Genomic DNA, 21,061 nt, shown 5'->3' with positions numbered 1-21,061 from the left:
AACCATGCGTTTTTCCCTGCTCGCCGTCACACTGGCCGCTGTTCTTCCGGTCGCGCACGCCAGCGCCGCCGAGGCACCCCTGCCGCAGTTGCGGGCCTACACCGTGGATGCTTCCTGGCTGCAGCCGATGGCACCGCTGCAGATTGCTGACCACACCTGGCAGATCGGCACCGAGAACCTGACCGCACTGCTGGTGCAGACCGCCGAGGGCGCGGTGCTGCTCGACGGCGGCATGCCACAGATGGCCGGCCACCTGCTCGACAACATGAAGGCACGCGGCGTGGCACCGCAGGATCTGCGGTTGATCCTGCTCAGCCATGCGCATGCCGACCATGCCGGGCCGGTGGCGGAGCTGAAGCGCCGTAGTGGCGCGCACGTGGTCGCCAACGCGGAATCGGCGGTGCTGCTGGCGCGTGGCGGCAGCGATGACCTGCACTTCGGCGATGGCATCACCTACCCGCCTGCCAGTGCAGACCGCATCGTCATGGATGGCGAAGTGATCACGGTGGGCGGCATCGCGTTCACTGCGCACTTCATGCCGGGGCACACCCCGGGCAGCACCGCGTGGACCTGGACCGATACCCGCGAGGGCAAGCCGGTGCGCATCGCCTACGCCGACAGCCTGAGTGCACCGGGCTACCAGCTGCAGGGCAATGCGCGCTATCCGCGCCTGGTCGAGGACTACAAGCGCAGCTTCGCGACGGTGCGGGCGTTGCCCTGCGACGTGTTGCTGACCCCGCATCCGGGTGCCAGCAACTGGGACTACGCCTCCGGCAGCAAGGCCAGCGCCAAGGCACTGACCTGCAAGGCCTACGCGGATGCGGCCGAACAGAAGTTCGACGCACAGCTGGCCAAGGAAACAGCCGGGGCCCGCTGATTCTGTAGAGTCGAGCTTGCTCGACTGAAGCAGAGCAGTCGAGCATGGCTCGACTCTACAAAGAGCATGCCGAGGGTGGGCTCGGCTCTCCGAGGGGTGCCGGTCAGGACGACCGGCACCGCCGCCTGTCAGCCGCCCTGGCCGTGCTGCGCGAACGGCTCGGTGGTGCCATCGTTGCGCACCAGTTCAACGGTGTACGGCTGCACGTAGCCGTCCGGCATTTCCATGCCCGGCGAGCCGGCCGGCATGCCCGGCAACACCAGGCCGCGCGCTGCCGGCCGCTCCGCCAGCAGTCGCTTGATGTCCTCGGCCGGGATGTGGCCTTCAACCACGTAACCACCGATCTCGGCGGTGTGGCAGGACGCCTTGCCGACCGGCACACCCAGCCGGACCTTGATCGGGTTCATGTCATCGGTATTGCGTACATCCACCTGGAAGCCTTCGGCCTTCAGGTGGTCGACCCAGATGCCGCAGCAGCCGCAGCTTGCGGTCTTGTGCACGATGGCAATGGGCAGTGCCGGGTCCACCTGCGACGGGCTGGACTTGATCGGTGCCGCCGGGGCTTGGCTGGCAACCGGCGCGGCAGGCGATTCTTCTGCAGCGCGCGCGCAGGCGGTCGTGGCCAGTACGGTGCCCAGCAGCAGGCCGAGGGAGAGAGAACGGTTCATGGTGTTGATTCCTTTGCAGATGCGGGCAACGCGGCCCGCTGCCTGCGCATCGAAGGCACAGGCAGAGTCGAGAATGAGTCGAGCAGCTACGGCAGGCGCTTGAGGCCTGCAGGAAATCACACGATGGGCGGCCGTAACGGATCCGGCAACGGCGGCGGAGCGCGTTGCTGGGCGTTGGCTGGCAAAGGCGCCTCACGCCAGGGTGACGCTGGCGTTCCGCTCAGGGTGGCCAGCATGCCGAGGCTGGCCGGCGGGCATTCGCACTCATTGCTCTGGCAGACCGTTGATGCTGCCTCGTCGCAGCATCCGGCCATGGCAGCGGAATGCGGTGCGGCGCAATGCTCCGCGTTGGACTGCGCCGCGTACGAGGATGAGGCAACCGCAAGCGCCGGTGCATTCAGCACCAGGGCAAGGAGAAGCATCCATCGCAGCAGCAGGCCAGGCAGGTTCACCCGACAATGATAGCCGATGCGCCGGTCACGCAATCGCCGCCACCATTGCGCTCATCCGCACCGGGATCGACTTGGCCGCTGGGGTACCGCTGACCCGGTCGTAGTAGTCCAGCGGCAACAACGGGTTCAGTTCCGGGTAGTAACCGGCCAGCGCGCCGCGCGGCATCGGGTAGTCCAGCACGGTCAGGCCCTCGATGCGCCGCTGCACTCCGTCGCCACTGATCGTCTCCAGGCTGACCAGCGCTTCCTTTTCCAGCCCACGTGCCAGCCGGTCCTCGATGTTCATGAACAACACCATGCGGTCGTTGTACACGCCGCGGTAGCGGTCGTTGTAGCTGTAGATGGTGGTGTTGTACTGGTCGTGCGAGCGCACCGTGGCCAACCGCAGCATCCCGGGATCGTCCACCGGCGCGTCCACGTCCAGGCCTGGCATCACCAGGATGTTGGCCTTGCCGTTGGGCGTGGGCCACACCCGGCGGCGCGGCGGAATGTCCAGGTGGAAGCCGTGCGGCTGCTGGATGCGCTCGTTGAAGCCGGTGTAGATCTCCGGGTACACCGCCGCAATCAGCTCGCGGATGGGTGCGTAGTCATGCATGCACCCCGCCCAGTCGACCTTGCTGTGCGGCAATGTTGCCAGCGCCATGCGACAGACGATCTCGACCTCCGGGAGCACGTCCGTGCTGACCGGCTCGAGCACGCCGCGCGAAGCGGTCACGTTCGACATCGCGTCTTCGATAGTGACGAACTGCTCGCCGGCCGGCGTGACGATGCGCTCCGAACGTGCGACCACCGGCAGGATCAAGGCATCGCGGCCATGCACCAGGTGACCGCGATTGAGCTTGGTGGCGATGCCCACCGTCAGCTCCAGGCCGCGCATGGCCTCGTACGCGCGCGGCGTATCGGGCACGGCGTGGATGAAGTTGCCGCCCATGCCGATGAACACCTTGGCGCTGCCGTCCAGCATCGCCTCGATCGATTCGACCACGTGATGACCGTGCTCGCGCGGCGGATCGAAGCCGAACACCTGCTGCACGCGGTCCAGATAGGCCGGCTTGGGTTTCTCGTCGATGCCGACGGTACGGTCGCCCTGCACGTTGGAATGGCCACGGATCGGCCCGATGCCGGCACCGGGCTTGCCGAAGTTGCCACGCAGCAACAGCAGGTTGGCCACCTGCTGCAGCAGGGTCGAACCATACTGATGCTGGGTCAGGCCCATGCCATAGCAGATCACCGTGGCCTTGGAGCGGATGTAGATCTCGGCGCAGCGGCGGATCTGCGCCTGGGTGATGCCGGAGACCTGCACGATCTCGTTCCAGTCCTGTGCCAGCACGTCATCGCGCAGTGCGTCCAGGCCTACCGTATGTTCTGACAGGAACTCATGGTCGAGCACGCGCTCACCCTGCGCCTCGCGCTCGAACATCACCTTCATCATGCCCTTGATCAGGGCCAGGTCGCCGCCGATGCGGATGTGCACGAACTCACTGGTGATCTCGGTCGAACCGAACGTGGCCATCTGCACCATGTCCTGCGGTTCGGCGAAACGGATCAGCGCGCGCTCGGGCATCGGGTTGACCGCCACGATCGGGATGCCGCGTTTGCGCGCCTCGACCAGGTTGCTCATCATCCGCGGCGAATTGGTGCCGGTGTTCTGGCCGATCACGAAGATCGCCTCGGCGTGCTCGAAATCCTGCAGCACGATGGTGCCCTTGCCCACGCCGATGGCCGGCGGCAGGCCGCGACTGGTCGGCTCGTGGCACATGTTCGAGCAGTCCGGGAAATTGTTGGTGCCGAATTCGCGCACGAAGATCGAATACAGGAACGCGGCTTCGTTGGGTGTACGGCCGGAGGTGTAGAACTCGGCCTGGTGCGGGCTGTCCAGCGCCTGCAGGTGGCGGCCGATCAGCGCGAATGCCTCATCCCAGCTGCACGGAACGTAATGGTCGGTGGCTGCGTCGTAGCGCATCGGTTCGGTCAGCCGGCCCTGCATTTCCAGCCAGTAGTCGGTCTGCGCCATCAGTTCGGTGACGGTGTGCTGGGCAAACAGCTCGCGCCCGGCGCGGAACTGGGTGGCCTCCCAGGCCAGCGCCTTGGCGCCGTTCTCGCAGAATTCCAGCTTCTTGCGCTCATCCGCATCGGGAAACGCACAGCTGGGGCATTTGAAGCCGCCGGGCTGGTTCATCGCCAGCAGCGCCTTTGACCCCTTGCCGATCACACTCTGCTGCAGCAGCACTTTGGCGGTGGCACCGGCGGCACCCCAGCCACCGGCCGGCTGGTTGTAGGGCTTGTAACGCGGCGGCTTCTGCTCGGACATGTTCGGGAACCTGGCGGGAGGAACACAACAATCAACGGCGCGGGATGGGCCGGATGCGGCTTCTGCAGCGCGGCCAGCCACGCAGTCAAGCACGGACAAGGCCGCTTCGCCAGAGCCAGATGCTGTTTTCAGCGCAGCCTGCCATGACAACGGTTACACCCGCGTCAGCGCCCGGCCACTGCGCTATTCTCGAAGCCGTGGGTGGTCCACCACCTGCGTATTTCCCTTGCCCGGACGCGCTGCATGCCTGACTCGACCCCGCCGCACACCCCGCCTGCCGGTACGGCCCAGCGCCCGTTGCAGCGCTGGCGCAGCGAGGGGCACCAGCAGCAGGTCGACGTGGTGGCCGAGGAAGTACCGGTTGCACTGCGCTACAACGGCGCCGCCTTCGCGGTGATGATGGCCACGCCCTGCGACCTGGAAGACTTCGCGCTGGGTTTCTCGCTCAGCGAAGGGCTGATCACTGCGCCCTCGCAACTGCTGTCGATCGAGGTCCGCCCGCAGCTGGAGGGCATCGAGCTGCAGATGACCGTTTCCGAAGACGCACCCGGTGCCGATCTGGATCCGGCCAATGGCCGCCTGCTGCCCGGTCGCGGTGGCTGCGGCCTGTGTGGTACGCGCCAGCTGGAGGATGTGCTGCGCCCGCTGCCCGAGGTGCGTGAGCGACGGCCCTATTCACCGGCAGCCCTGCAACGGGCGCTGGCCACGCTGGCGCAGCATCAGCCGATGAATGCGGTGAGTGGATCGACGCACGCCGCGGCCTGGGCCGATGCCAGCGGGAGGATCGGCTGGGTGCGCGAGGATGTGGGCCGTCACAACGCGTTGGACAAGCTGATCGGCGCCCTGCATCACAACGAGCACGCCATCGACGGCGGGTTGCTGGTGATTTCCAGCCGCGCCAGCTATGAGATGGTCAGCAAGGCGATACGTGCGGGTGCCAGCGTGCTGGCAGCGGTGTCGGCGCCGACCGCGCTGGCGATCGACCTGGCCCGCAGTGCCGGACTGTGCCTGGTCGGATTCGCGCGGGAGAGCGGGTTCAATGTGTATACGCACCCCGAGCGGCTGCAGGCGGACGACAGGTAGCGCCGACCACCCCGTCTGCTCCATTTCGACCGGCCCGGGCGGCCCATTGCCACCCGGGCCAGACCGTACCTCAGCGCAGCGCCACCTTCGGGAAGTCCACCGGCACGTCGAACGCCACGTTGACGTAGTTGGTGAACAGGTTGAGCGCCACATGGGCGAGGATCTCGACGATCTGCTCGTCATCGAAGCCGGCTGCGCGCAGCGCCTGCACATCACCGTCGGTGATCTGTGCACGCTGCTCAACTACCTTCAGCGCGAAGTCGAGCGCCGCCGAAGTGGCCGGATCGCTGGACTGGCCGATCTGCGCAGCAGCCATCTGCTCGCTGCTGGCGCCGGCCTTGCGACCCAGCGCCGTGTGCGCGGCCAGGCAGTATTCGCAGGCATTGCGGTTGGCGATGGCGACGGCGATCTGCTCGCCCAGCAGCGGCGACAGGCGACCGCCGCCCAGTGCGCCGAACGAGCCCCACATGCTCTGCAGGGCGGCCGGCGAATTGGCCACAGCGCGGAACATGGCCGGGGTGGCGCCGAACGCGGCGTGGACCTGGCCCAGCAGGGCCTGGCGGTCGGCGGTGGTGTTGGCGGCATCGATCAGGGGGACACGGGACATGGTGGATCTCCTTGGGAAAGCGCCCGGGATTGGACGACCCGGCCATCCTAGGTAGACTCGATGGACGAAAAGGACCAGATCAGCCGCCATTGTTGTCCATTCATCCATGCGCACACTTCCCACTCCTGCAGACCGCTCCGCGCCCGACCGCCTCTCCTCCCTGCTGGAACGCTTCCGGGTGCAGGCCGCGCTGTTCCACAGCGGCCCGCTGTGTGGACGGCAGGTGTTCGAGCCGCAACCCGGGCGCGCGTTCCTGCACATCCTGCGCCAGGGTGAAATGGAGGTCCGTCATCCCGACGGCGATATCGCGCTGCCGCGGTTGAAGATCGACACCCCGAGCCTGCTGCTGTACCCGCAGCCGCTGCATCATGTGTTCTTCAATGCGCCGCTGGATGGGCCGGACTTCACCTGCGCCACGCTCGACTTCGATGGTGGCGCGCGCAACCCGATCGTGCAGTCGCTACCGCCGGTGATGGTGGTGCCGCTGGCCGCGATCAGCGAACTGGACGACACCCTGCATCTGCTGTTCACCGAGGCCGACCGCCAACGCTGCGGTTCGCGGCTGCTGACCAACCGGCTGTTCGAAGTGGCGCTGATCCAGATCCTGCGCTGGGTGGTGGATCATCCCGATGCGGCCGGGGTCAGCCACGGGCTGATGCGCGGGCTGTCCGACGCACGGCTCGCACGCACGCTGGTGGCAATGCACCAGGCGCCACAGGACGAGTGGACGCTGCCGCGCATGGCCGCCACCGCTGGCATGTCGCGCAGTGCGTTCGCAGCGGTCTTCAAGGAGGTGATGCAGGCGACGCCGGCCAGTTATCTGCTGGATTGGCGGCTGAGCCTGGCCTGCGCGCAGCTGCGTGCGGGCGTGGCGGTCAAGCAGGTGGCGATCGAGGTGGGGTTTGCCGATACCGCGTCGTTGTCGAAGGCGTTCCGCAAGCGGTTGGGGGCTTCGCCCAGGGCGTGGTTGGCGGCGACCGCAGCACAGGCTGGGTAAATGGAGAAGGGTAGAGTCCACCGCTGGTCGACTATCGCGCGCAGCGCGGGATTTTCGTGAGCAGCCGACCAGCGGTCGGCTCTACCAAGAGCAACGTCCCCGCGTCGGTGGACGGCTCAGCTGGACGTTCCATCGTTCTTTGCCAGCAGCCCGGCGATCCGCTCCGCTACCTGGGCGCGCACGCTTTCATCCAGCTGCCCTTCGTACATCGCTTCGTAGATCCACAGGCCATCGGCCGCCAGCCGCGCTACGAAATTGTCGAGCGCGGCCGGGTCATTCTGCCCGGCCGACGGCGGCAACGGCGCCCAGCGCCGTACCGCCGGGCCCCACGGGCGCTCGTCGGCGTCCGGGTCGGCCGATTCAAGCATGAACATCAGTTCGGCGCGGGTGGCGCTCTGCGCCGACACGCGCACGAAGGTCTGGTAGCGCTCCAGCGCCGATGCTTCCTCCGCACGCTTGCCCAGCAGCGTTTCCATCGACGTCTCCCAGGCCTGCACCAGATGCTCGTCGATGCCGCGCAGCAGCGCCTCGCGCGACGGGAAGTGGTACAGCAGGCCGCCGCGGGTCAGCTTGGCCTCGGCGGCCACCGACTCGAAGGTCACCGCGCGCACGCCGTCACGATTGATCACGTTGACGGCGGCGTCGAGGATGCGGTCGCGCTTGCTGGTTCTCATCGCGTCATTTTACGCGATCGGCCGCGCCCTCGCGGCTGCCGACGCGGCCACGCAGCAGGCGCGCGATGATCGTCGCACCGAGCGCCAGCATCACCGTGATCACCAGCAGCACGATCTGGTAGCCGCGGTCATACGCGGCCGTGGCCAGCGCGAACCACTCGCCCTGCCCGCTTTCGCGTGCCACGTGCAGCGCCTGGGTGAAGCCTTCGCGGGCAAGCTCGGGCATGTCGGCCGAGACCGGCAGGAAAGCACCGTACATCGCCGCGCTCAAGCTGCCCAGCATCGCCACCGCCAGCAGGCCACCGAATTCGTAGGATACCTCTTCAACCGACGAGGCCATGCCTGCGCGGTGTGCCGGCACATTGTTGAGGATGGCGGTGGACGCCACCGAGATGGCCGAGCCCATGCCAAAGCCGGTAATGGCCATGCCAGCCACCACCCAGCCAAGGCCGTGCGGGAAACCGAACGCCACCACACCGACACCCACGGCGCCAGCCGCCAGGCCACCACAGATCAGCGGACGCAGGCCCACCCGGTGCAGGATGCTGCCGCCCAGCAGTGCACTCGGCAGGCTGCCCAGCGCCGCCACCGACACCAGCAGGCCCGCCTGCAGCGGAGTGAAGCCCGCCACCAGCTGGAAGCGCTGGGTGGTGACCAGCTGCAGGCCGGCCATCGCGAACAGGGTGAACACCGCCGACAGCGTGCCGGCCAGGAACGCCGGATTGCGGAAGATCGCGAAGTCCAGCAACGGGTACGGCAACTGCTGCTGGCGACGTGCGAACGCCGCGCCGCTGATGACGGCCAGCAACAGCGCACCGGCACCCAGCGCATACGACGGCGGCGTAGCGATCAGTGACTTGATCGCCAGCACCAGGCCGGACAGCGCCGCCAATGCCAGCAACGAAGACACCAGATCCCACGGCCGCGAGGTATCGCGCTGGCCTTCCGGTGCCAGCAGCAGCGTGGCCACGAATGCGACCACCACCACCGGCACGTTGATCAGGAACACCGAGCCCCACCAGAAGTGCTGCAGCAGCCAGCCGCCGATGATCGGACCCAGCGCTGCACCGACGATGGCCACCGAGCCCCAGATCGCGATGGCGATGTTGCGCTCTCTCTCTTCGTGGAAGCTCAGGCCGATCAACGCCAACGTGGCCGGCATCATCGCGGCCGCGCCGATCGCCAGGAACGCGCGCGCGGCAATCAGCTGCGCCGCTGTACCAGCGAACGCCGCTGCCAGCGAGGCGATGCCGAACACCACCAGGCCGATCAGGAACATGCGGCGGTGGCCGATGCGGTCGCCCAGCGTGCCCGCGCCCAGCAGCAGGCCGGCCATCACCAGCGGATAGGCGTTGATGATCCACAGTGCCTGGCCGGCACTGGCCGAGAGTTCCTCGGTCAGGGTGGGTAGTGCGGTGTAGAGCACGGAGTTGTCGAGCGTAACCAGCAGCAGGCCGGCGGCGACGGTGAACAACAGCGCCCAGCGACGGGCACGCGACAGGGCCGGAGCACCGGCCAGGGGCTGGGACAAAGCCATGGGAGAACCTGGTGGGGGTGGAATACGGTCATAACTATACCGGATGTCCTGTATAGTTATGACCTTCGGAATCCACCAGTTCAGGGTCTGTAGGGGCAAGTCTGCTTGGCTGAACCGCCAGCCAGGCCTGGCCTGGCTCTACTGGTAAACGCTTATCGGCAGTCTTCCGGCAGCGCGGCAATCGCCGACACCACCGCACCCTGCATGCCCTGCCCCACGGCCATGTCCAGTTCCCCGCCCGTTCCCCCATGCTGGCGCCGCAGTTCGTCCTCGCACAGGCCGCGCACCCGCGCACGGGCATTCGCGCGCAGGCTGCTGCATCGCCAATCGGTGCCACCCAGCGGCAGCACCGAATACACCACGCTGTTGCAGGCGTTGCCTGCCCGCTGCTGCAGCGACAGTCCGCCGAAATCCCGCGGCTCGCTGCTGCGCTGCGGGTCGAAATAGCTGTCCGGGAAGGTGCGCGCGTACTGCTCGATGTCCACGGCCATGCTGCGTCCACCGGCCAGCGGCATCTGCAGCGGCTGGCCACACGGCGTCGCGTCCGCCCGATGCTGGATGTACTGGTAGATCGGCCGGTCCAGTGATGGATCCTGCTGGGTCACCGCACTGACCGCCGCCAGCACCGGCAGCGATGCACGATTGGCCATGCGCGCCAGCAGTCCCGCCTGCGCCGGCTGGCAGCGGTCGCGCAACGTTGCCGCAAGCAGGAACAGCACGTCGTTGCGAAAAGCGTGGTCTTCGCCGAGGCGTTGTTCGATGCGCTGGCTGGCATCGGTCGCGGGTGCCGGGAAGGCGATCGCCGGTGGCTCGGTCACGTCGACGCGCAGGTGCCACCACACCAGCAACACCACGCTGGTGACCAACACGCCCGCAACGATGATCCAACGCGTGCGCATCAATTGTGGATCGCCGTCAGTGTCGCCGCCGCCGCGTCGTAGGACGCGCTGGCGATATCCGCATCGAAGCGCTTGACCTGCAGGCGGCCGGCCAACCGGTACGGATCCCACAGGTCGCCCAGTGCGATCGGCGTGGCCAGGGTCACATGGATGATCTGGTTCGGTGGCGGTGGCGGCACATGGATGCAGGCCCCGTAGAACGGCACGAACAACAGTTCGTCGACCAGTCCTGCGTCGTTGGTGCCCAGCGGCACCACGTAGCCATCGAGGTCAACGGCGCGGCCATCGGCAGTTTCGACCACCTGCGATGAACCGAACTGCTTGGCGCGGTCCGGGCTGGAATGGTCGATCTCCTGCCCCGGTGGCGTGCCCGAGCCGGTGTCGTCGATCAGCCCGCCCACCCCGTCCATGCCATTGCGTGACAGGCCGATCTGCGGCGGCGGACGTTGGTAGGTCACTTCGTCGGGCCGCAGTGCATCCCAGCGGTCGATGGGCGCTTCGGTCGTGGCCGGCTGCGCCGCTGCCGGTGCTGCCGGTGCTTCGGCGACGGTGGTGGCGCCCCCACCCGCCTGCGTACACCCCAGCAAGCCCAGGCAACACGCCAGTCCGATCATGACACTACGGTTCATACGGCCTCAGCTGAGCGTCACGCATGGTGTAGGCCGAACCGGCCAGATCATCGTCCAGCCGTTCGGCGCGCAGGGTACCGGCCAGGAAGAACGGCGAATACATGTCCGGCATATCGATCGGGCGCGGCAGCACCACGTGCACGATCTGGTTCGGCGGTGGCGGCGGCACATGGATGCAGGCGCCGTAGTACGGCACGAACAGGAATTCGGTCAGCCGCCCGTCCTGCGCGTTGGCCAGCGGCACCACGTAACCCGGCAAGCGCACCGGCCGCTGCAATACGGTGTCCACGGTGCGGAACGTACCGAACTGCGGCATGCGCCGGTTGCCGTTGTGCTCCACCTCCGGGCCCTCGCCGCGCTCCAGCGCCGCCAGTTCTTCCTTCGGCATCATCTGCAACCAGTCCAGTTCCTGTTCCTCGGCAGCTGCCGGGGCATCGCGATCGACCACCGGTGACGGTGGCAGCGCCTGCACGCCGGTATCGACCGGGCGTTCGCAGGCGGTCAGCACCAGCAACATTGGCAACAGCGGCAACCAGCGCATGCTCAGCCCCCGGGTGACAGGCCATCGGCCAGCGTGCGCCGATAGGCCAGCAGCGCCGGTACCAGGCCGGCCACCGCGCTGATCGCCAGCACACCCGCCACCCACGCCAGTTCGCGGCCATCCGGCCAGATGTGGGTGATCGACAGGCCGAAGCTGGCCAGCGCCCAGCCACGCCCGGCCAGGCTGGCCACCACCAGTGCGGCCAGTGCGAGCACGCAGGCAAACGCGCTGGTCGCTACCGCCTCCACCACCAGCAGGCTGGCGATATAGCCTGGGCGTGCACCGATGGCATGCAGCACGGCCATCTCGCGTCGGCGCTCCTGCAGGGTCGAGACCAGCAGCGCCACCAGCGAGACCATGCCCAGCAGCACCACCATCGCGCTGATCAGCTGCAGTGCCCGCTCGGCCGTGCCCAGTGATTGCCACAGCTGCTGCAGGGTTACGCCGGGCAGGATCGCCAGCATCGCCTCGTCCGGATACTCGTTGATCCTGCGCTGTACCGAGAACGTGGCGATGCGCGAGTTCAGGCCGAGCATGAAGGCGGTGATGCTGGTCGGGGTCAGGTCCAGATGGCGCGCCTGCTCGGCGCTGACACTCTGGCTGCGCAGCTGCACGCCGGAGCGCCAGTCGACATGGATCGCCTCGATGGCCGGCAGCGAGACCAGCACCGACGAATCGACCGGCGTGCCGGTGCGCTGCAGGATGCCGGCCACGCGGAACGGTTTGTCGGCGTGCGTGGCCAGCGTGACTGCGCCGGTGCCGTGCGCCAGCACGATCTCATCGCCGATGCCGACCTTCTGTGCGTGCGCCACCTCTGCGCCGATCACGGCGTCGTACAGATCGTCGAACGGCCGCCCCTGCGCAAACGCCAGCGCATGCCCCGCGCCGTAGCGGTAGTGCTCGAAATAGCCACCACTGGTGCCGACCACCCGGTAGCCGCGCCAGGAATCGCCCAGCGACAGTGGCACCGCCCACTTCACCTGCGGCAGAGAGGACAGCTCCTGGTAGGACTGCCAGGACACGTTGTTGGTCGGGTCGCCGATGTGGAACACCGAATACAGCAGCAGGTTCACCGGCCCGGAGCGGGCACCGACGATCAGGTCAGTGCCTGAGACGGTGCTGGCGAAACCTTCATGCGCCTGCGCGCGCACGCGCTCGACACCGAGCAGCAGCACCACGCTGAGGGTGATCACCAGCACGGTGAGGCTGACGCTCAATGCGCGGCTGCGCAGGCTGGCCCAGGCAAGCTCAAGCATGGGTGCCACCTGCGTGGTTGATCTCGGACAGTGAAATCGTGCGGTCGAACAACGGCTGCAGGCTGTCGTCATGGCTGACCACCAGCACCGTGGTACCGGCGGCCCGGCACTGTGCGGACATCAGCTGCAGGAAGGCGGTCGCGGCCAGGCGATCCAGCGCCGAAGTCGGCTCGTCAGCCAGCAGTACTGTGGGGCGGCCGATCAGGGCGCGTGCGGCGGCCACGCGTTGCTGCTGCCCGACACTCAGGGTACCGGCCGCACGCTTGGACAGCGCCGGGTCCAGCTGCAGCGCTTCCAGCAGGCGCAGGATCTCGTCGTCCAGCGGCCCGCTGATGCGCTCACTGCGCACCGGAGAAAAGCGCAGGCCAAGCGCGATGTTGTCGCGCACGCTGAGGAACGGCAGCAGGTTGAACTGCTGGAAGATCACGCCCAGGTGATCGGCGCGGAAGCGATCACGCGCAGCACCCCGCATCATCTGCAGCGCGTGACCTGCTACTTCGACGCGCCCCCTGCCGGGCAGCAGGACGCCGGCCAGCAGGCCGAGCAAGGTGCTCTTGCCGCCACCGCTCACTCCACGCAACAGCACGCTGCTGCCCTGCTCTATCAGCAGCTGCGGGATATCCAGCACCAGACGTGTTGCGTAGCCGAACTGCACATCCTCCAGGGCGATCACCGCTGGCGTGCTCACGGCGCCAGCACCACGCGCAGGTTGTCGGCACTCAGCACGCTGCGGTCCTGGCCGTTGGCGGTTGCACTGTTGACGATGACTTCGTGCAACCCGGGGAACAGCACCGGCAGGCGCACGACCAGGGCGCGCAATGCACTCGGATTCGTGCAGCGATACTGCAGGTTGGCACTGAAACCGGCGTGGCGATGCTGCCCGGCCGCTGGCACAGCGGCGGTCGCAGCGAAGCCTTCGGCACTGGCGTCACTGCTGGCCAGGCGGCAGTTGGCGGCGGTGGGCAGGGTCACCCAGCTGCCGCCCTTCAGCAATGCCGTGGCGCGTGACAGTGCCGCCTGCTCGGTCGCGTTGGCGGGCGGTCGCTCGAAATCAAGAATGCCGATACCCGGCGCCTGCAGGGCGAACTCCAGCGTTCCCTGGTCGAGTGCGAGATCAACGGTGGCCTGGCCGTGCACGTGTGGCGCGTGCTGGCGGACATCGTGTGCCTGGGCCGCGTTGGCGGCCAGCAGCAGGAAAAGAGCAGCAGGAAGCTTCATGGGGGAGACTCCAATTGTTACTATGTAACATAATGGACCACATCCCCCCGACCCCCGCAAGGGCTCTGGCCCAGCCGCCAACTTCGGCACGCTGGCATCCCCGTTTCGATCTGGCCGGCGCCTGGCTGTCACTGGCCTGCGCCGCCCATTGCATCGCCCTGCCCCTGCTGCTGGCCTTCGTACCGGCGGCAATGATGGCGCTGCGCTCGTTCCAGCACCCCGGCCACGGCGTGATGACGCTGCTGTTGATGATGTCGCGCTGGGAATGGTTGTTTGCATTGATGGCCTCGACGCTGGCGCTGGCCAGTACCACGGCCGGGCTGTACCGGCATGGGCGCTGGCTGCCGATGCGGCTGGCCGTGGTTGGCGCGATCCTGCTGGTGTCAGCGTCGCTGTACCTGCCGTTGAAGGAATCGCTGCTCTGGCATGGCGTGGCCACCGCCTGCGGTGGCGTGCTGCTGGCATGCGCGCACATCGGCAACCGGCGGGCATTGCACGGCCCACGGTAGCGCCGGGCCATGCCCGGCGGGGTGCCGCCATCCACGCTTGGCGTGGATCTACCGTGGATTCGTCAGAAGCGGTAACCCACTTCCGCGCCGAAGATGCGCGGGCTGTCGACCGGGCCGTAGTAGTTTCCGTCGCGCCCGAAGGCCAGGTTGTCGAAGATCAGGCCATTGATGCGGCGCTTGTTGGTCAGGTTCTGCACGAACACCCGCGCGCTCCACGGCCCGGTCTCATAGCCCAGCTGCGCACCGAGCACGGCCACTGCGGGCTGGAACGCGCGGTTGCGTTCATCCAGTGCACTGGAGCCGGTGAACTGCGATTCCAGCCGTGCATGGATGCCGGAGTCGAACTGATAGCGCGCCGCCAGATAGCCAGTGTAATGAGGGGTCAGCTTGACCCGCTTGCCATCCAGGTTCTGGTCCACGCTGACCCACAGCTTGGTGTACTTCGCATCGACGTAGCCCACATTCGCCATCAGGGTGAAGCCCGGCAGCACTTCGAACACGCCCTCCAGCTCGGCACCACGCGAACGGATCGAGGCATCCGATCCTACGTAGTCCGACGAGATCGGGCGGCCGTTGGCATCGGTGGCCACCTGGATCTCCTGCCAGTTGTCCGAGGTGATGTGGAACAGCGCGCCGCCGATGTGGCCACGACCGCCGGCCAGGTTCATTTTGAAGCCCAGCTCATGGCTCCACATGCGTTCGGACTCGTAGCGCAGCACCTTGTCGTTGACCACATCGCTCTGCGCCGCAGCCAGATTGAAGCCACCCGGAATGTAGCCCTTGGCCGAGGCCGCGTAGAAGGACAGGTCGTCAGTGGCGTCGTAGCGCAGCGACACCCGCGGCAGCGTGGCCGAGAAGGTATGCGCCAGCGCGGCATCGCGGTACAGCACGCGGCCACCGGCGCCCAGATCCAGCGCACCGGCACGCTGTTCGGTGGAGCGCCGTGCCTGCTCATGGCGCAGGCCGGCGCTGGCCGTCAGCTTCGGCACCGCCGGGAAGGTATAGCTGGCGGTGGCGAAGACGCTGTAGTCCTCGCCCTTGGAGGTCTGCCGCGGTGCCAGGTTGTAGCTGTCCAGCCCGTGCAGCGCCGGGCCGACGAAGGTGCCGAGGATCGAATCCTTGCTGTTGCGGTAGGTCGACACACCGGCCATCCAGGTCAACGCCTGGTCGCTGGGCGAGCTGAAGCGCGCCTCGGCCGTCCATTCCTTCTTCCTGTCGTAGATGCGGCCGGCCAATGCCGGGCTGTTGGTCATGTCGAAGTCGTAGCCCGCCGAGGTCACCTCCTCGTCCCGCCAGGAAGCGGCCACGTCCAGCGTACCGGCCTGCAGCTGCCACTGGGCACTGAGGCCGGCCACCGTTTCATCCTTTTCGGTGCGTTTGGGCGCGTCGTTGATGTAGGTGAAATCGCCTGCACGCCGGCCACCATTGAGCGAGGCGCCGTAGGTACGGTTGTAGAGGCCGGTATCCAGCGGCAGGTACTCGTACTCGAACATGCCCGGCGCACGGGTGCGCAGATGGTAGGCCAGCGCATTCACCGAAACGTAGTCGCTGGGCCGCCAGCGCAGCTTGCCCTGCAGGTAGTCTTCACCCACCCTGCCGCGCGCACCGGAGGGCGTGAGGTTCTTCAGGTAGGCATCTTCGTCCGAGCCCATGAACGCCACCGAGCCGGACAGGCTGCCCGTCTTGCTCAGCGGCCCTGCCAGGAAGCCATCGAGAGCGGTGCCATTGCCGTTGCCGAACCAGGTGCTGCGCACGTTGATCTCGCCCTCGCGTGCATCAGCCGGGCCGCGTGTGCGCACCAGTACCAGGCCGGATTCGCTGTTGGCGCCGTACAGCGTGCCCTGCGGGCCGCGCAGCACCTCCACCGACTCCACCTGGTTGAGCACCGCATTGCTCAGTTCGCGGAACGGGATGCCGTCGATGTAGACCGAGGCGCGGTTGACCAGGAACGGATTGGACTCGATGCCGCGGATCGAGATGAACATGTTGCTGAGCTGGCCCATCGCATTGAACTTCACGTTCGGCGCGAGCTTGTCGAGGTCACGCAACTCGGTGACGCCCGCTTCTTTCAGCGCCTGCCTGTCGAGCACCGTCACCGACAGATCGCTCTTCAGGTAAGGGGTATCGCGCTTGGAACCGGTGACGCGGACACCGTCGAGCGTGGCCGGGTCAGCCTGCTGGGCAAGGGCGGGCAAGGCAGGAACGAGCAGGGATGCTGCGATGAGCGCGGCAGCAGGCGTGGACGACTTCAAAGCGGGAACCTCGACGGATGGAGTGGCGGACGCGCGGGCGGCGGCAGCGCGGGACAAGAGTGTTATCCTGTAACATTCGCGTCCTGCCGCCACTCCATTTCCGGCAGCGCCGCTCCATTCCCGGATCCGTGATGCCCGCCCTCGCCGACCAGCTGCTGCAGGAAACCCGGTCGCAGGCCCCTGCGGCCTACGCCAGCCACGATGGTGCGGTGGTGCTGCTGCGCCATCGCTTCGATGCCAGCGAAGGTGAGATGGGACATCCGCAGCAACTGCGCCTGGGCCTGGCCGTGGGCGGCGGCGGTCGGCTGCAGCAGCACACCCTCAGCGGTCTTCTGCAGGCGCCGTGGCGGCCCGGACAGTTCAACCTGGTACTGCCGGGAGAGTCTGGCACCTATGCCAGCCCCGCGGTCGATCTGCTCGGCGTCGCCATCGATACCCACCTGCATCCGCAGGATCCGCAGCAGTTGCAACAGCTGCAGCCGCTGGCGGCGCGGCTGCACCACGACCCGGTGATTACTTCGGTGCTGCAGGCGCTGTGGTCCAGCGCACAGGCCGACGCCTGCCTGCCCGGCTTCCTCGAACATGGCGCGCAGGTGCTGCTGCACCGCCTGGGTCAGCTTGCCGGTCAGCCGTGCCAGGCGCGTGGCACGGTGTCCCCGCTGTCGGCACGACGGTTGCGGCAACTGGAGGCCTACATCGATGCGCAACACGGCCAAGCGCTGACCGTTCCACAGCTGGCCGCTGCAGTGCAGATGGAGGCCGCGACGTTCAGCCGCGCGCTGCGTGCGGCCACTGGCCTGCCGCCCTATGCGTTCCTGACCCAGCACCGCATGCAGCGGGCGCGCGCCGAGCTTGCGCAGGGCCGGCGTGTCACCGACGTTGCGCTCGCCAGCGGGTATGCCAATCCCAGCAAGTTCAGCGCGGCGTTCCGGCGTGTGGTCGGTTGTTCGCCGTCGGCATGGATCGCGCAGTCACGCGCACGGTAGTGCCGCCCGCAGGCCGGCGGCCAACATTACAAACCGGTAATGTGCAGGTCAGGGCCTCGAAAGGCGGTGGACGCCACCCTGCAGGCCACTTCCCCATCGGTGATCCGCATATGACCCGCTCCCTGTTCCGCGTCGCCCCGCTCGCCCTGCTGCTGTCCGGCCTTTCGGCCGCGCCGCTGGCGCTGGCCCATCCCAGTCTGGTGCGTTCGACGCCAGCGGCCGATGCCACCGTGGCCCCGGCCAGCCAGATCGAGCTGCAGTTCAGTGAGAAGGTGATGCCGCGTGCCACCCGCATCGAACTGAGCATGGACCACGGCCGCATGAAGATGGCGATGCCGACCGCCGCGCAGGAGATCTCCGAGGACGGCCACACCCTGCGCGCGCGCTTTGCCAAGCCGCTGCCCGCCGGCAGTTACGCGCTGCAGTGGCGCGCGGTCGGCCAGGACAGCCATCCGATCACCGGCACCTACCGCTTCACCGTGAAGTAAGGCCGCTGCTGTGGCCGAGCTTTCGCCGTATGCGCTGCGGCTGGCGCTGTATGCCGTGTTGATGCTGCTGTTCGGGCGGATGCTTTTCGTCCGGCCCGGGCTGCCGCGCGGCGTCTCGCTGACGCTCACCGTGATCGCGTTGGTACTGGTCATCACCGACGCGGTGACCCGGTTGTCCGGCGTGCTTGGCATATCACCGGCCGACATCGACGGCGAGACCGCGAGCTGGTTTCTTGCCGGTACGCCGGTGGGTGAAGCGGGTCTGCTGCGCATCCTGGGCGTACTGGCAATGTTGCCGCTGCTGGCCATCAACCGCCCCGTACAGGGCCTGCGCCGCCTCGCACTGCTGGCACTTTCTGCCAGCGCATTGGCCAGCCTTTCCTGGAATGGCCATGCCGCCGCCGGCGACGGGTTCGGCGGCACGCTTCGGCTCGGCGCCGGCATGCTGCATCTGCTGGCCGCCGGCGCCTGGGTCGGGGCAATCGCCGCCATCCTGCAGCTGGCGCTGCGACCGCAGGGCCCGCGTCTGCGCGAACGCACCCGCGAGCTGTGGCAGGCCGCGCACAGCTTCGCTGTGCCCGGCACGATCATCGTCGCCACCTTGGCGATGACCGGGACCTACACCTATGTCGATCTTGGCGGTTCCGTGCAGAACCTCACCGGCACCGCACATGGGCGCTGGCTGATGATCAAGCTGGGGCTTGTGGGTGGCATGCTGGGGCTGGCCGCGCTGCATCGCTGGCGGCTGGTGCCGGCGCTGGCGGTTTCCATCCGCGGCGGCTGGCAACCCAGGCCACTGCGTTCGCTGCGCCACAGCCTGGCCTGCGAAGCGGTGCTGGCGCTGCTGGTGCTGGCCTGCGTAGCGGTACTCGGAACCCTGGACCCGGTGGCATGAGCCGTCGCTGCCGACCCACCCGCAAGCTGCGATGATGGCCGCACCATGAAACTGCTGATCGTCGAAGACGAACCCAAGACCGGCAACTACCTGCGCCAGGGCCTGATCGAGGCCGGCTATGTGGTCGACCTCGCCAGCAACGGCATCGACGGCCTGCACCTGGCCGAGAGCGGCGAGTACCAGCTGGTCATCCTCGATGTGATGCTGCCCGGCCTGGATGGCTGGACCGTGCTGTCGCGGCTGCGTGGAGCCGGCTGGCCGCTGCCGGTGCTGTTCCTGACCGCACGCAGCAGCATCGCCGACCGCGTGCAGGGCCTGGAGCTGGGCGCCGACGACTACCTGGCCAAGCCCTTCGCTTTCGCCGAGCTGCTGGCGCGCGTGCGCACGCTGCTGCGCCGTGGCCAGGCCGTTCCGCAGGTTGAACGCATCGTCATTGCCGACCTGGTGGTGGACACCCAGCGCCGCCGGGTGGAGCGCGGCGGCCAGCGCATCGCGCTCAGCCAAAAGGAGTACACCCTGCTGGAACTTCTGGCGCGGCGGCGCGGTGAAGTACTGCCGCGCTCGTTGATCGCCTCGCAGGTGTGGGACATGAACTTCGACAGCGACACCAATGTGATCGACGTGGCGATCCGCCGCCTGCGCGCCAAGATCGACGATGATTTCGACGCCAAGCTGATCGTCACCGTGCGCGGCATGGGCTACGTGCTCGAAGCTCCAGACGACGGCGCTGTAAGCAACGGATGAGCCTGCGCCGTTCCATCGCGGTGCGGCTGACGCTGCTGTTCGCCATCGTGGCCACGCTGGTGCTGGCGGCACTGGGCGTGGCGATCTATGTCAGTGCCCGCCACGACCTGGTCGCCCAGGATTTCACCGAACTGGAAAACAAGGTTGCGCTGATCCGTGACCTGGCCGGCAATGGGCCCGCGCCGGCTCGCGGGCGGCGCCTGGCAGAGGCGCTGGGCCACCATCCGGACATCGCCTTCCATATTGTCGACGGGCGCGGCACCGTGCTGTTTTCCACCGCACCGGCACTGCTGCGCGAACACGCTCGCAGCCAGCCCATCGACACCACCCCGCGTCGGCACGACTGGATCCTTGCCGATGGCCGCTGCATGCATGCCCTGCACCTGCGCCAGACCCTTGCCGACGGCAGCCAGCTGGTCATCCTGCTGGCCATCGACGATGCCCGCCACGCCGACTTCCTGCAGCGCTTCCGCCACCTGCTGGCGATCGCGATCATCGGTGCCGCCGTGGCCAGCAGCCTGCTGGGTGGCTACGTCGTGCGACGCACGCTGCGACCGCTGCGCACGTTGGCCGATGAAGCCCGGCAGATCACCGCCGGCCGACTGCAGCGGCGCCTGAGCGCACGCAGCGCCCCGGCCGAGCTGGAACAGCTGGCGCAGACCCTGAACTGCATGCTGGCACGGCTGCAGCAGGATTTCGCGCGGTTGACCGAGTTCTCTGGTGATCTGGCCCACGAGTTGCGCACGCCGATCACCAACATGCTGACCCAGGTACAGGTGGTGCTGGCCCACCCGCGCAGCAACGAGGCCTACCGCGAGACGCTGGCGTCGTGTGCCGAGGAGCTGCAGCAGTTGGCGCAGACCGTGGGTGACCTGCTGTATCTGGCGCAGGCCGAGGCACCGGGCGCGCTGCCCTCGCGCGAGCCGGTGGCGCTGGATGCGGTGGTGGATTCGCTGCTGGAGTTCTATGACCTGCTGGCCGAGGACCGGCAATTGACCCTGCGCCGCGACGGCGTGGCGAGCGTGGAAGGCAACCGTCTGATGCTGCACCGGGCGATCGCCAATCTGCTGTCGAATGCGTTGAAGCACGCAGCCGTGGGCAGCGAGGTGCGGGTGCAGCTGGTCGAGGGCGATGGCGTGTGCAGGGTCAGCGTGCACAATCTCGGCCCGCCGATTGCCGAAGCAGCACTGCCGCGCCTGTTCGATCGCTTCTATCGCGGCGAGCGTGGCCGCCACGAAGGTGCCGGACTGGGCCTGGCGATCACCCGTGCGATTGCACAGGCGCATGGCGGAACGGTAAGCGTGACCTCCGATGAAACCGGCACCGTGTTCGAGCTGGTGCTGCCAAGCGCATCAGCCCGGTAGTGGCGGGGGGGGGGGGGGCCCCCCCCCCCCCCCCCCCCGCGGGGGGGGGGGGGGGGCCGGCCGGGCGCCCGCCA

Annotated in this window: 21 protein-coding genes; 9 read left to right on the top strand and 12 right to left on the bottom strand. The window is 67.6% G+C overall.

Annotated features, from left to right (window positions below):
- The first annotated feature begins 4 nt into the window (after positions 1–4).
- The gene (gene blaL1, locus V3B48_RS09895; RefSeq protein ID WP_285301692.1) at positions 5–877 is read left to right on the top strand and encodes a L1 family subclass B3 metallo-beta-lactamase; all 873 of its coding nucleotides are present in this window, start codon (positions 5–7) and stop codon (positions 875–877) included.
- 128 nt (positions 878–1,005) lie between these two features.
- Here blaL1 and V3B48_RS09890 read toward each other — a convergent pair whose 3' ends face one another.
- Both V3B48_RS09890 and V3B48_RS09885 read right to left on the bottom strand, forming a co-directional pair.
- Positions 1,006–1,545 carry a DUF411 domain-containing protein gene (locus V3B48_RS09890; protein ID WP_329893657.1) on the bottom strand — a complete coding sequence of 180 codons (540 nt, stop codon included), beginning with the start codon at positions 1,543–1,545 and terminating at the stop codon, positions 1,006–1,008.
- 477 nt (positions 1,546–2,022) lie between these two features.
- Complete coding sequence (locus V3B48_RS09885; protein WP_329893656.1) at positions 2,023–4,308, bottom strand: FdhF/YdeP family oxidoreductase; 2,286 nt, start codon at positions 4,306–4,308, stop codon at positions 2,023–2,025.
- Positions 4,309–4,551: 243 nt separating this feature from the next.
- On the opposite strand from V3B48_RS09885, the gene fdhD reads away from it, so the two are divergent.
- On the top strand, positions 4,552–5,391 hold the full coding sequence (gene fdhD, locus V3B48_RS09880; protein ID WP_329893655.1) for a formate dehydrogenase accessory sulfurtransferase FdhD: 840 nt from the start codon (positions 4,552–4,554) through the stop codon (positions 5,389–5,391).
- Between the two features lie 70 nt (positions 5,392–5,461).
- Here the strand turns inward: fdhD and V3B48_RS09875 are convergent, their stop codons facing one another.
- Positions 5,462–5,998, bottom strand: a complete 537-nt coding sequence (locus V3B48_RS09875) for a peroxidase-related enzyme (RefSeq protein ID WP_125893574.1) — start codon at positions 5,996–5,998, stop codon at positions 5,462–5,464.
- Positions 5,999–6,104: 106 nt separating this feature from the next.
- On the opposite strand from V3B48_RS09875, the gene V3B48_RS09870 reads away from it, so the two are divergent.
- The gene (locus tag V3B48_RS09870) at positions 6,105–6,995 is read left to right on the top strand and encodes an AraC family transcriptional regulator (protein WP_329893654.1); all 891 of its coding nucleotides are present in this window, start codon (positions 6,105–6,107) and stop codon (positions 6,993–6,995) included.
- A gap of 116 nt (positions 6,996–7,111) precedes the next feature.
- Here the strand turns inward: V3B48_RS09870 and V3B48_RS09865 are convergent, their stop codons facing one another.
- From V3B48_RS09865 to V3B48_RS09830, 8 genes are all read right to left on the bottom strand, one after another.
- The gene (locus tag V3B48_RS09865) at positions 7,112–7,669 is read right to left on the bottom strand and encodes a TetR family transcriptional regulator (RefSeq protein WP_164080250.1); all 558 of its coding nucleotides are present in this window, start codon (positions 7,667–7,669) and stop codon (positions 7,112–7,114) included.
- A 4-nt stretch (positions 7,670–7,673) separates the two neighbouring features.
- A complete protein-coding gene (locus V3B48_RS09860; protein WP_329893653.1) occupies positions 7,674–9,206 on the bottom strand; it encodes an MFS transporter in 1,533 nt (510 codons plus the stop codon).
- A 152-nt stretch (positions 9,207–9,358) separates the two neighbouring features.
- Positions 9,359–10,105 (bottom strand): hypothetical protein, encoded by a 747-nt coding sequence (locus V3B48_RS09855; RefSeq protein ID WP_329893652.1) that lies wholly within the window; start codon positions 10,103–10,105, stop codon positions 9,359–9,361.
- Positions 10,105–10,734 (bottom strand): DUF3299 domain-containing protein, encoded by a 630-nt coding sequence (locus tag V3B48_RS09850; protein ID WP_329893651.1) that lies wholly within the window; start codon positions 10,732–10,734, stop codon positions 10,105–10,107. Before V3B48_RS09850 ends, V3B48_RS09855 begins: the two co-directional genes overlap by 1 nt.
- Positions 10,724–11,275, bottom strand: a complete 552-nt coding sequence (locus V3B48_RS09845; protein ID WP_329893650.1) for a DUF3299 domain-containing protein — start codon at positions 11,273–11,275, stop codon at positions 10,724–10,726. The genes V3B48_RS09850 and V3B48_RS09845 overlap by 11 nt, the downstream gene beginning before the upstream one ends.
- A 2-nt stretch (positions 11,276–11,277) precedes the next feature.
- Positions 11,278–12,531, bottom strand: a complete 1,254-nt coding sequence (locus V3B48_RS09840; RefSeq protein ID WP_329893649.1) for an ABC transporter permease — start codon at positions 12,529–12,531, stop codon at positions 11,278–11,280.
- Entirely contained in the window at positions 12,524–13,219 is a 696-nt protein-coding gene (locus V3B48_RS09835) for an ATP-binding cassette domain-containing protein (RefSeq protein ID WP_329893648.1), read from the bottom strand. Before V3B48_RS09835 ends, V3B48_RS09840 begins: the two co-directional genes overlap by 8 nt.
- Positions 13,216–13,749, bottom strand: a complete 534-nt coding sequence (locus V3B48_RS09830; protein WP_049462652.1) for a DUF2796 domain-containing protein — start codon at positions 13,747–13,749, stop codon at positions 13,216–13,218. The genes V3B48_RS09835 and V3B48_RS09830 overlap by 4 nt, the downstream gene beginning before the upstream one ends.
- Positions 13,750–13,781: 32 nt before the next feature.
- On the opposite strand from V3B48_RS09830, the gene V3B48_RS09825 reads away from it, so the two are divergent.
- Entirely contained in the window at positions 13,782–14,258 is a 477-nt protein-coding gene (locus tag V3B48_RS09825; RefSeq protein WP_049462653.1) for a MerC domain-containing protein, read from the top strand.
- 62 nt (positions 14,259–14,320) lie between these two features.
- Here V3B48_RS09825 and V3B48_RS09820 read toward each other — a convergent pair whose 3' ends face one another.
- On the bottom strand, positions 14,321–16,453 hold the full coding sequence (locus tag V3B48_RS09820; protein WP_329893646.1) for a TonB-dependent receptor: 2,133 nt from the start codon (positions 16,451–16,453) through the stop codon (positions 14,321–14,323).
- A gap of 188 nt (positions 16,454–16,641) precedes the next feature.
- Here V3B48_RS09820 and V3B48_RS09815 point away from each other — a divergent pair, with 188 nt between their 5' ends.
- The 5 genes from V3B48_RS09815 (at position 16,642) to V3B48_RS09795 (ending at position 20,987) form a co-directional block, all read left to right on the top strand.
- Positions 16,642–17,496: an AraC family transcriptional regulator gene (locus V3B48_RS09815; protein WP_329893645.1), complete on the top strand. Its 855-nt coding sequence runs from the start codon at positions 16,642–16,644 to the stop codon at positions 17,494–17,496.
- A gap of 110 nt (positions 17,497–17,606) precedes the next feature.
- On the top strand, positions 17,607–17,984 hold the full coding sequence (gene copC / locus V3B48_RS09810) for a copper homeostasis periplasmic binding protein CopC (RefSeq protein ID WP_153855462.1): 378 nt from the start codon (positions 17,607–17,609) through the stop codon (positions 17,982–17,984).
- A 10-nt stretch (positions 17,985–17,994) separates the two neighbouring features.
- Positions 17,995–18,879, top strand: a complete 885-nt coding sequence (gene copD / locus V3B48_RS09805; RefSeq protein ID WP_329893644.1) for a copper homeostasis membrane protein CopD — start codon at positions 17,995–17,997, stop codon at positions 18,877–18,879.
- Positions 18,880–18,924: 45 nt separating this feature from the next.
- The gene (locus V3B48_RS09800; protein ID WP_197615635.1) at positions 18,925–19,623 is read left to right on the top strand and encodes a heavy metal response regulator transcription factor; all 699 of its coding nucleotides are present in this window, start codon (positions 18,925–18,927) and stop codon (positions 19,621–19,623) included.
- A complete protein-coding gene (locus V3B48_RS09795; RefSeq protein ID WP_329893643.1) occupies positions 19,620–20,987 on the top strand; it encodes a heavy metal sensor histidine kinase in 1,368 nt (455 codons plus the stop codon). Before V3B48_RS09800 ends, V3B48_RS09795 begins: the two co-directional genes overlap by 4 nt.
- Positions 20,988–21,061 lie beyond the last annotated feature (74 nt).

This window comes from Stenotrophomonas sp. SMYL20, from assembly GCF_036320045.1.
GTDB lineage: Bacteria > Pseudomonadota > Gammaproteobacteria > Xanthomonadales > Xanthomonadaceae > Stenotrophomonas > Stenotrophomonas maltophilia_A.
This window is presented reverse-complemented; position numbering and strand designations above follow the sequence as displayed.

Excerpts from the sequence above, each read along its gene's own strand:
- V3B48_RS09815 (WP_329893645.1), top strand. The coding sequence starts at position 16,642 with ATGCCCGCCCTCGCCGACCAGCTGCTGCAGGAAACCCGGTCGCAGGCC.
- V3B48_RS09830 (WP_049462652.1), bottom strand. The coding sequence starts at position 13,749 with ATGAAGCTTCCTGCTGCTCTTTTCCTGCTGCTGGCCGCCAACGCGGCC.
- blaL1 (WP_285301692.1), top strand. The coding sequence starts at position 5 with ATGCGTTTTTCCCTGCTCGCCGTCACACTGGCCGCTGTTCTTCCGGTC.
- V3B48_RS09890 (WP_329893657.1), bottom strand. The coding sequence starts at position 1,545 with ATGAACCGTTCTCTCTCCCTCGGCCTGCTGCTGGGCACCGTACTGGCC.
- V3B48_RS09845 (WP_329893650.1), bottom strand. The coding sequence starts at position 11,275 with ATGCGCTGGTTGCCGCTGTTGCCAATGTTGCTGGTGCTGACCGCCTGC.
- V3B48_RS09800 (WP_197615635.1), top strand. The coding sequence starts at position 18,925 with ATGAAACTGCTGATCGTCGAAGACGAACCCAAGACCGGCAACTACCTG.
- V3B48_RS09885 (WP_329893656.1), bottom strand. The coding sequence starts at position 4,308 with ATGTCCGAGCAGAAGCCGCCGCGTTACAAGCCCTACAACCAGCCGGCC.
- V3B48_RS09795 (WP_329893643.1), top strand. The coding sequence starts at position 19,620 with ATGAGCCTGCGCCGTTCCATCGCGGTGCGGCTGACGCTGCTGTTCGCC.
- fdhD (WP_329893655.1), top strand. The coding sequence starts at position 4,552 with ATGCCTGACTCGACCCCGCCGCACACCCCGCCTGCCGGTACGGCCCAG.
- V3B48_RS09850 (WP_329893651.1), bottom strand. The coding sequence starts at position 10,734 with ATGAACCGTAGTGTCATGATCGGACTGGCGTGTTGCCTGGGCTTGCTG.
- V3B48_RS09825 (WP_049462653.1), top strand. The coding sequence starts at position 13,782 with ATGGACCACATCCCCCCGACCCCCGCAAGGGCTCTGGCCCAGCCGCCA.
- V3B48_RS09865 (WP_164080250.1), bottom strand. The coding sequence starts at position 7,669 with ATGAGAACCAGCAAGCGCGACCGCATCCTCGACGCCGCCGTCAACGTG.
- V3B48_RS09870 (WP_329893654.1), top strand. The coding sequence starts at position 6,105 with ATGCGCACACTTCCCACTCCTGCAGACCGCTCCGCGCCCGACCGCCTC.
- copC (WP_153855462.1), top strand. The coding sequence starts at position 17,607 with ATGACCCGCTCCCTGTTCCGCGTCGCCCCGCTCGCCCTGCTGCTGTCC.
- V3B48_RS09875 (WP_125893574.1), bottom strand. The coding sequence starts at position 5,998 with ATGTCCCGTGTCCCCCTGATCGATGCCGCCAACACCACCGCCGACCGC.
- V3B48_RS09840 (WP_329893649.1), bottom strand. The coding sequence starts at position 12,531 with ATGCTTGAGCTTGCCTGGGCCAGCCTGCGCAGCCGCGCATTGAGCGTC.
- V3B48_RS09860 (WP_329893653.1), bottom strand. The coding sequence starts at position 9,206 with ATGGCTTTGTCCCAGCCCCTGGCCGGTGCTCCGGCCCTGTCGCGTGCC.
- V3B48_RS09855 (WP_329893652.1), bottom strand. The coding sequence starts at position 10,105 with ATGCGCACGCGTTGGATCATCGTTGCGGGCGTGTTGGTCACCAGCGTG.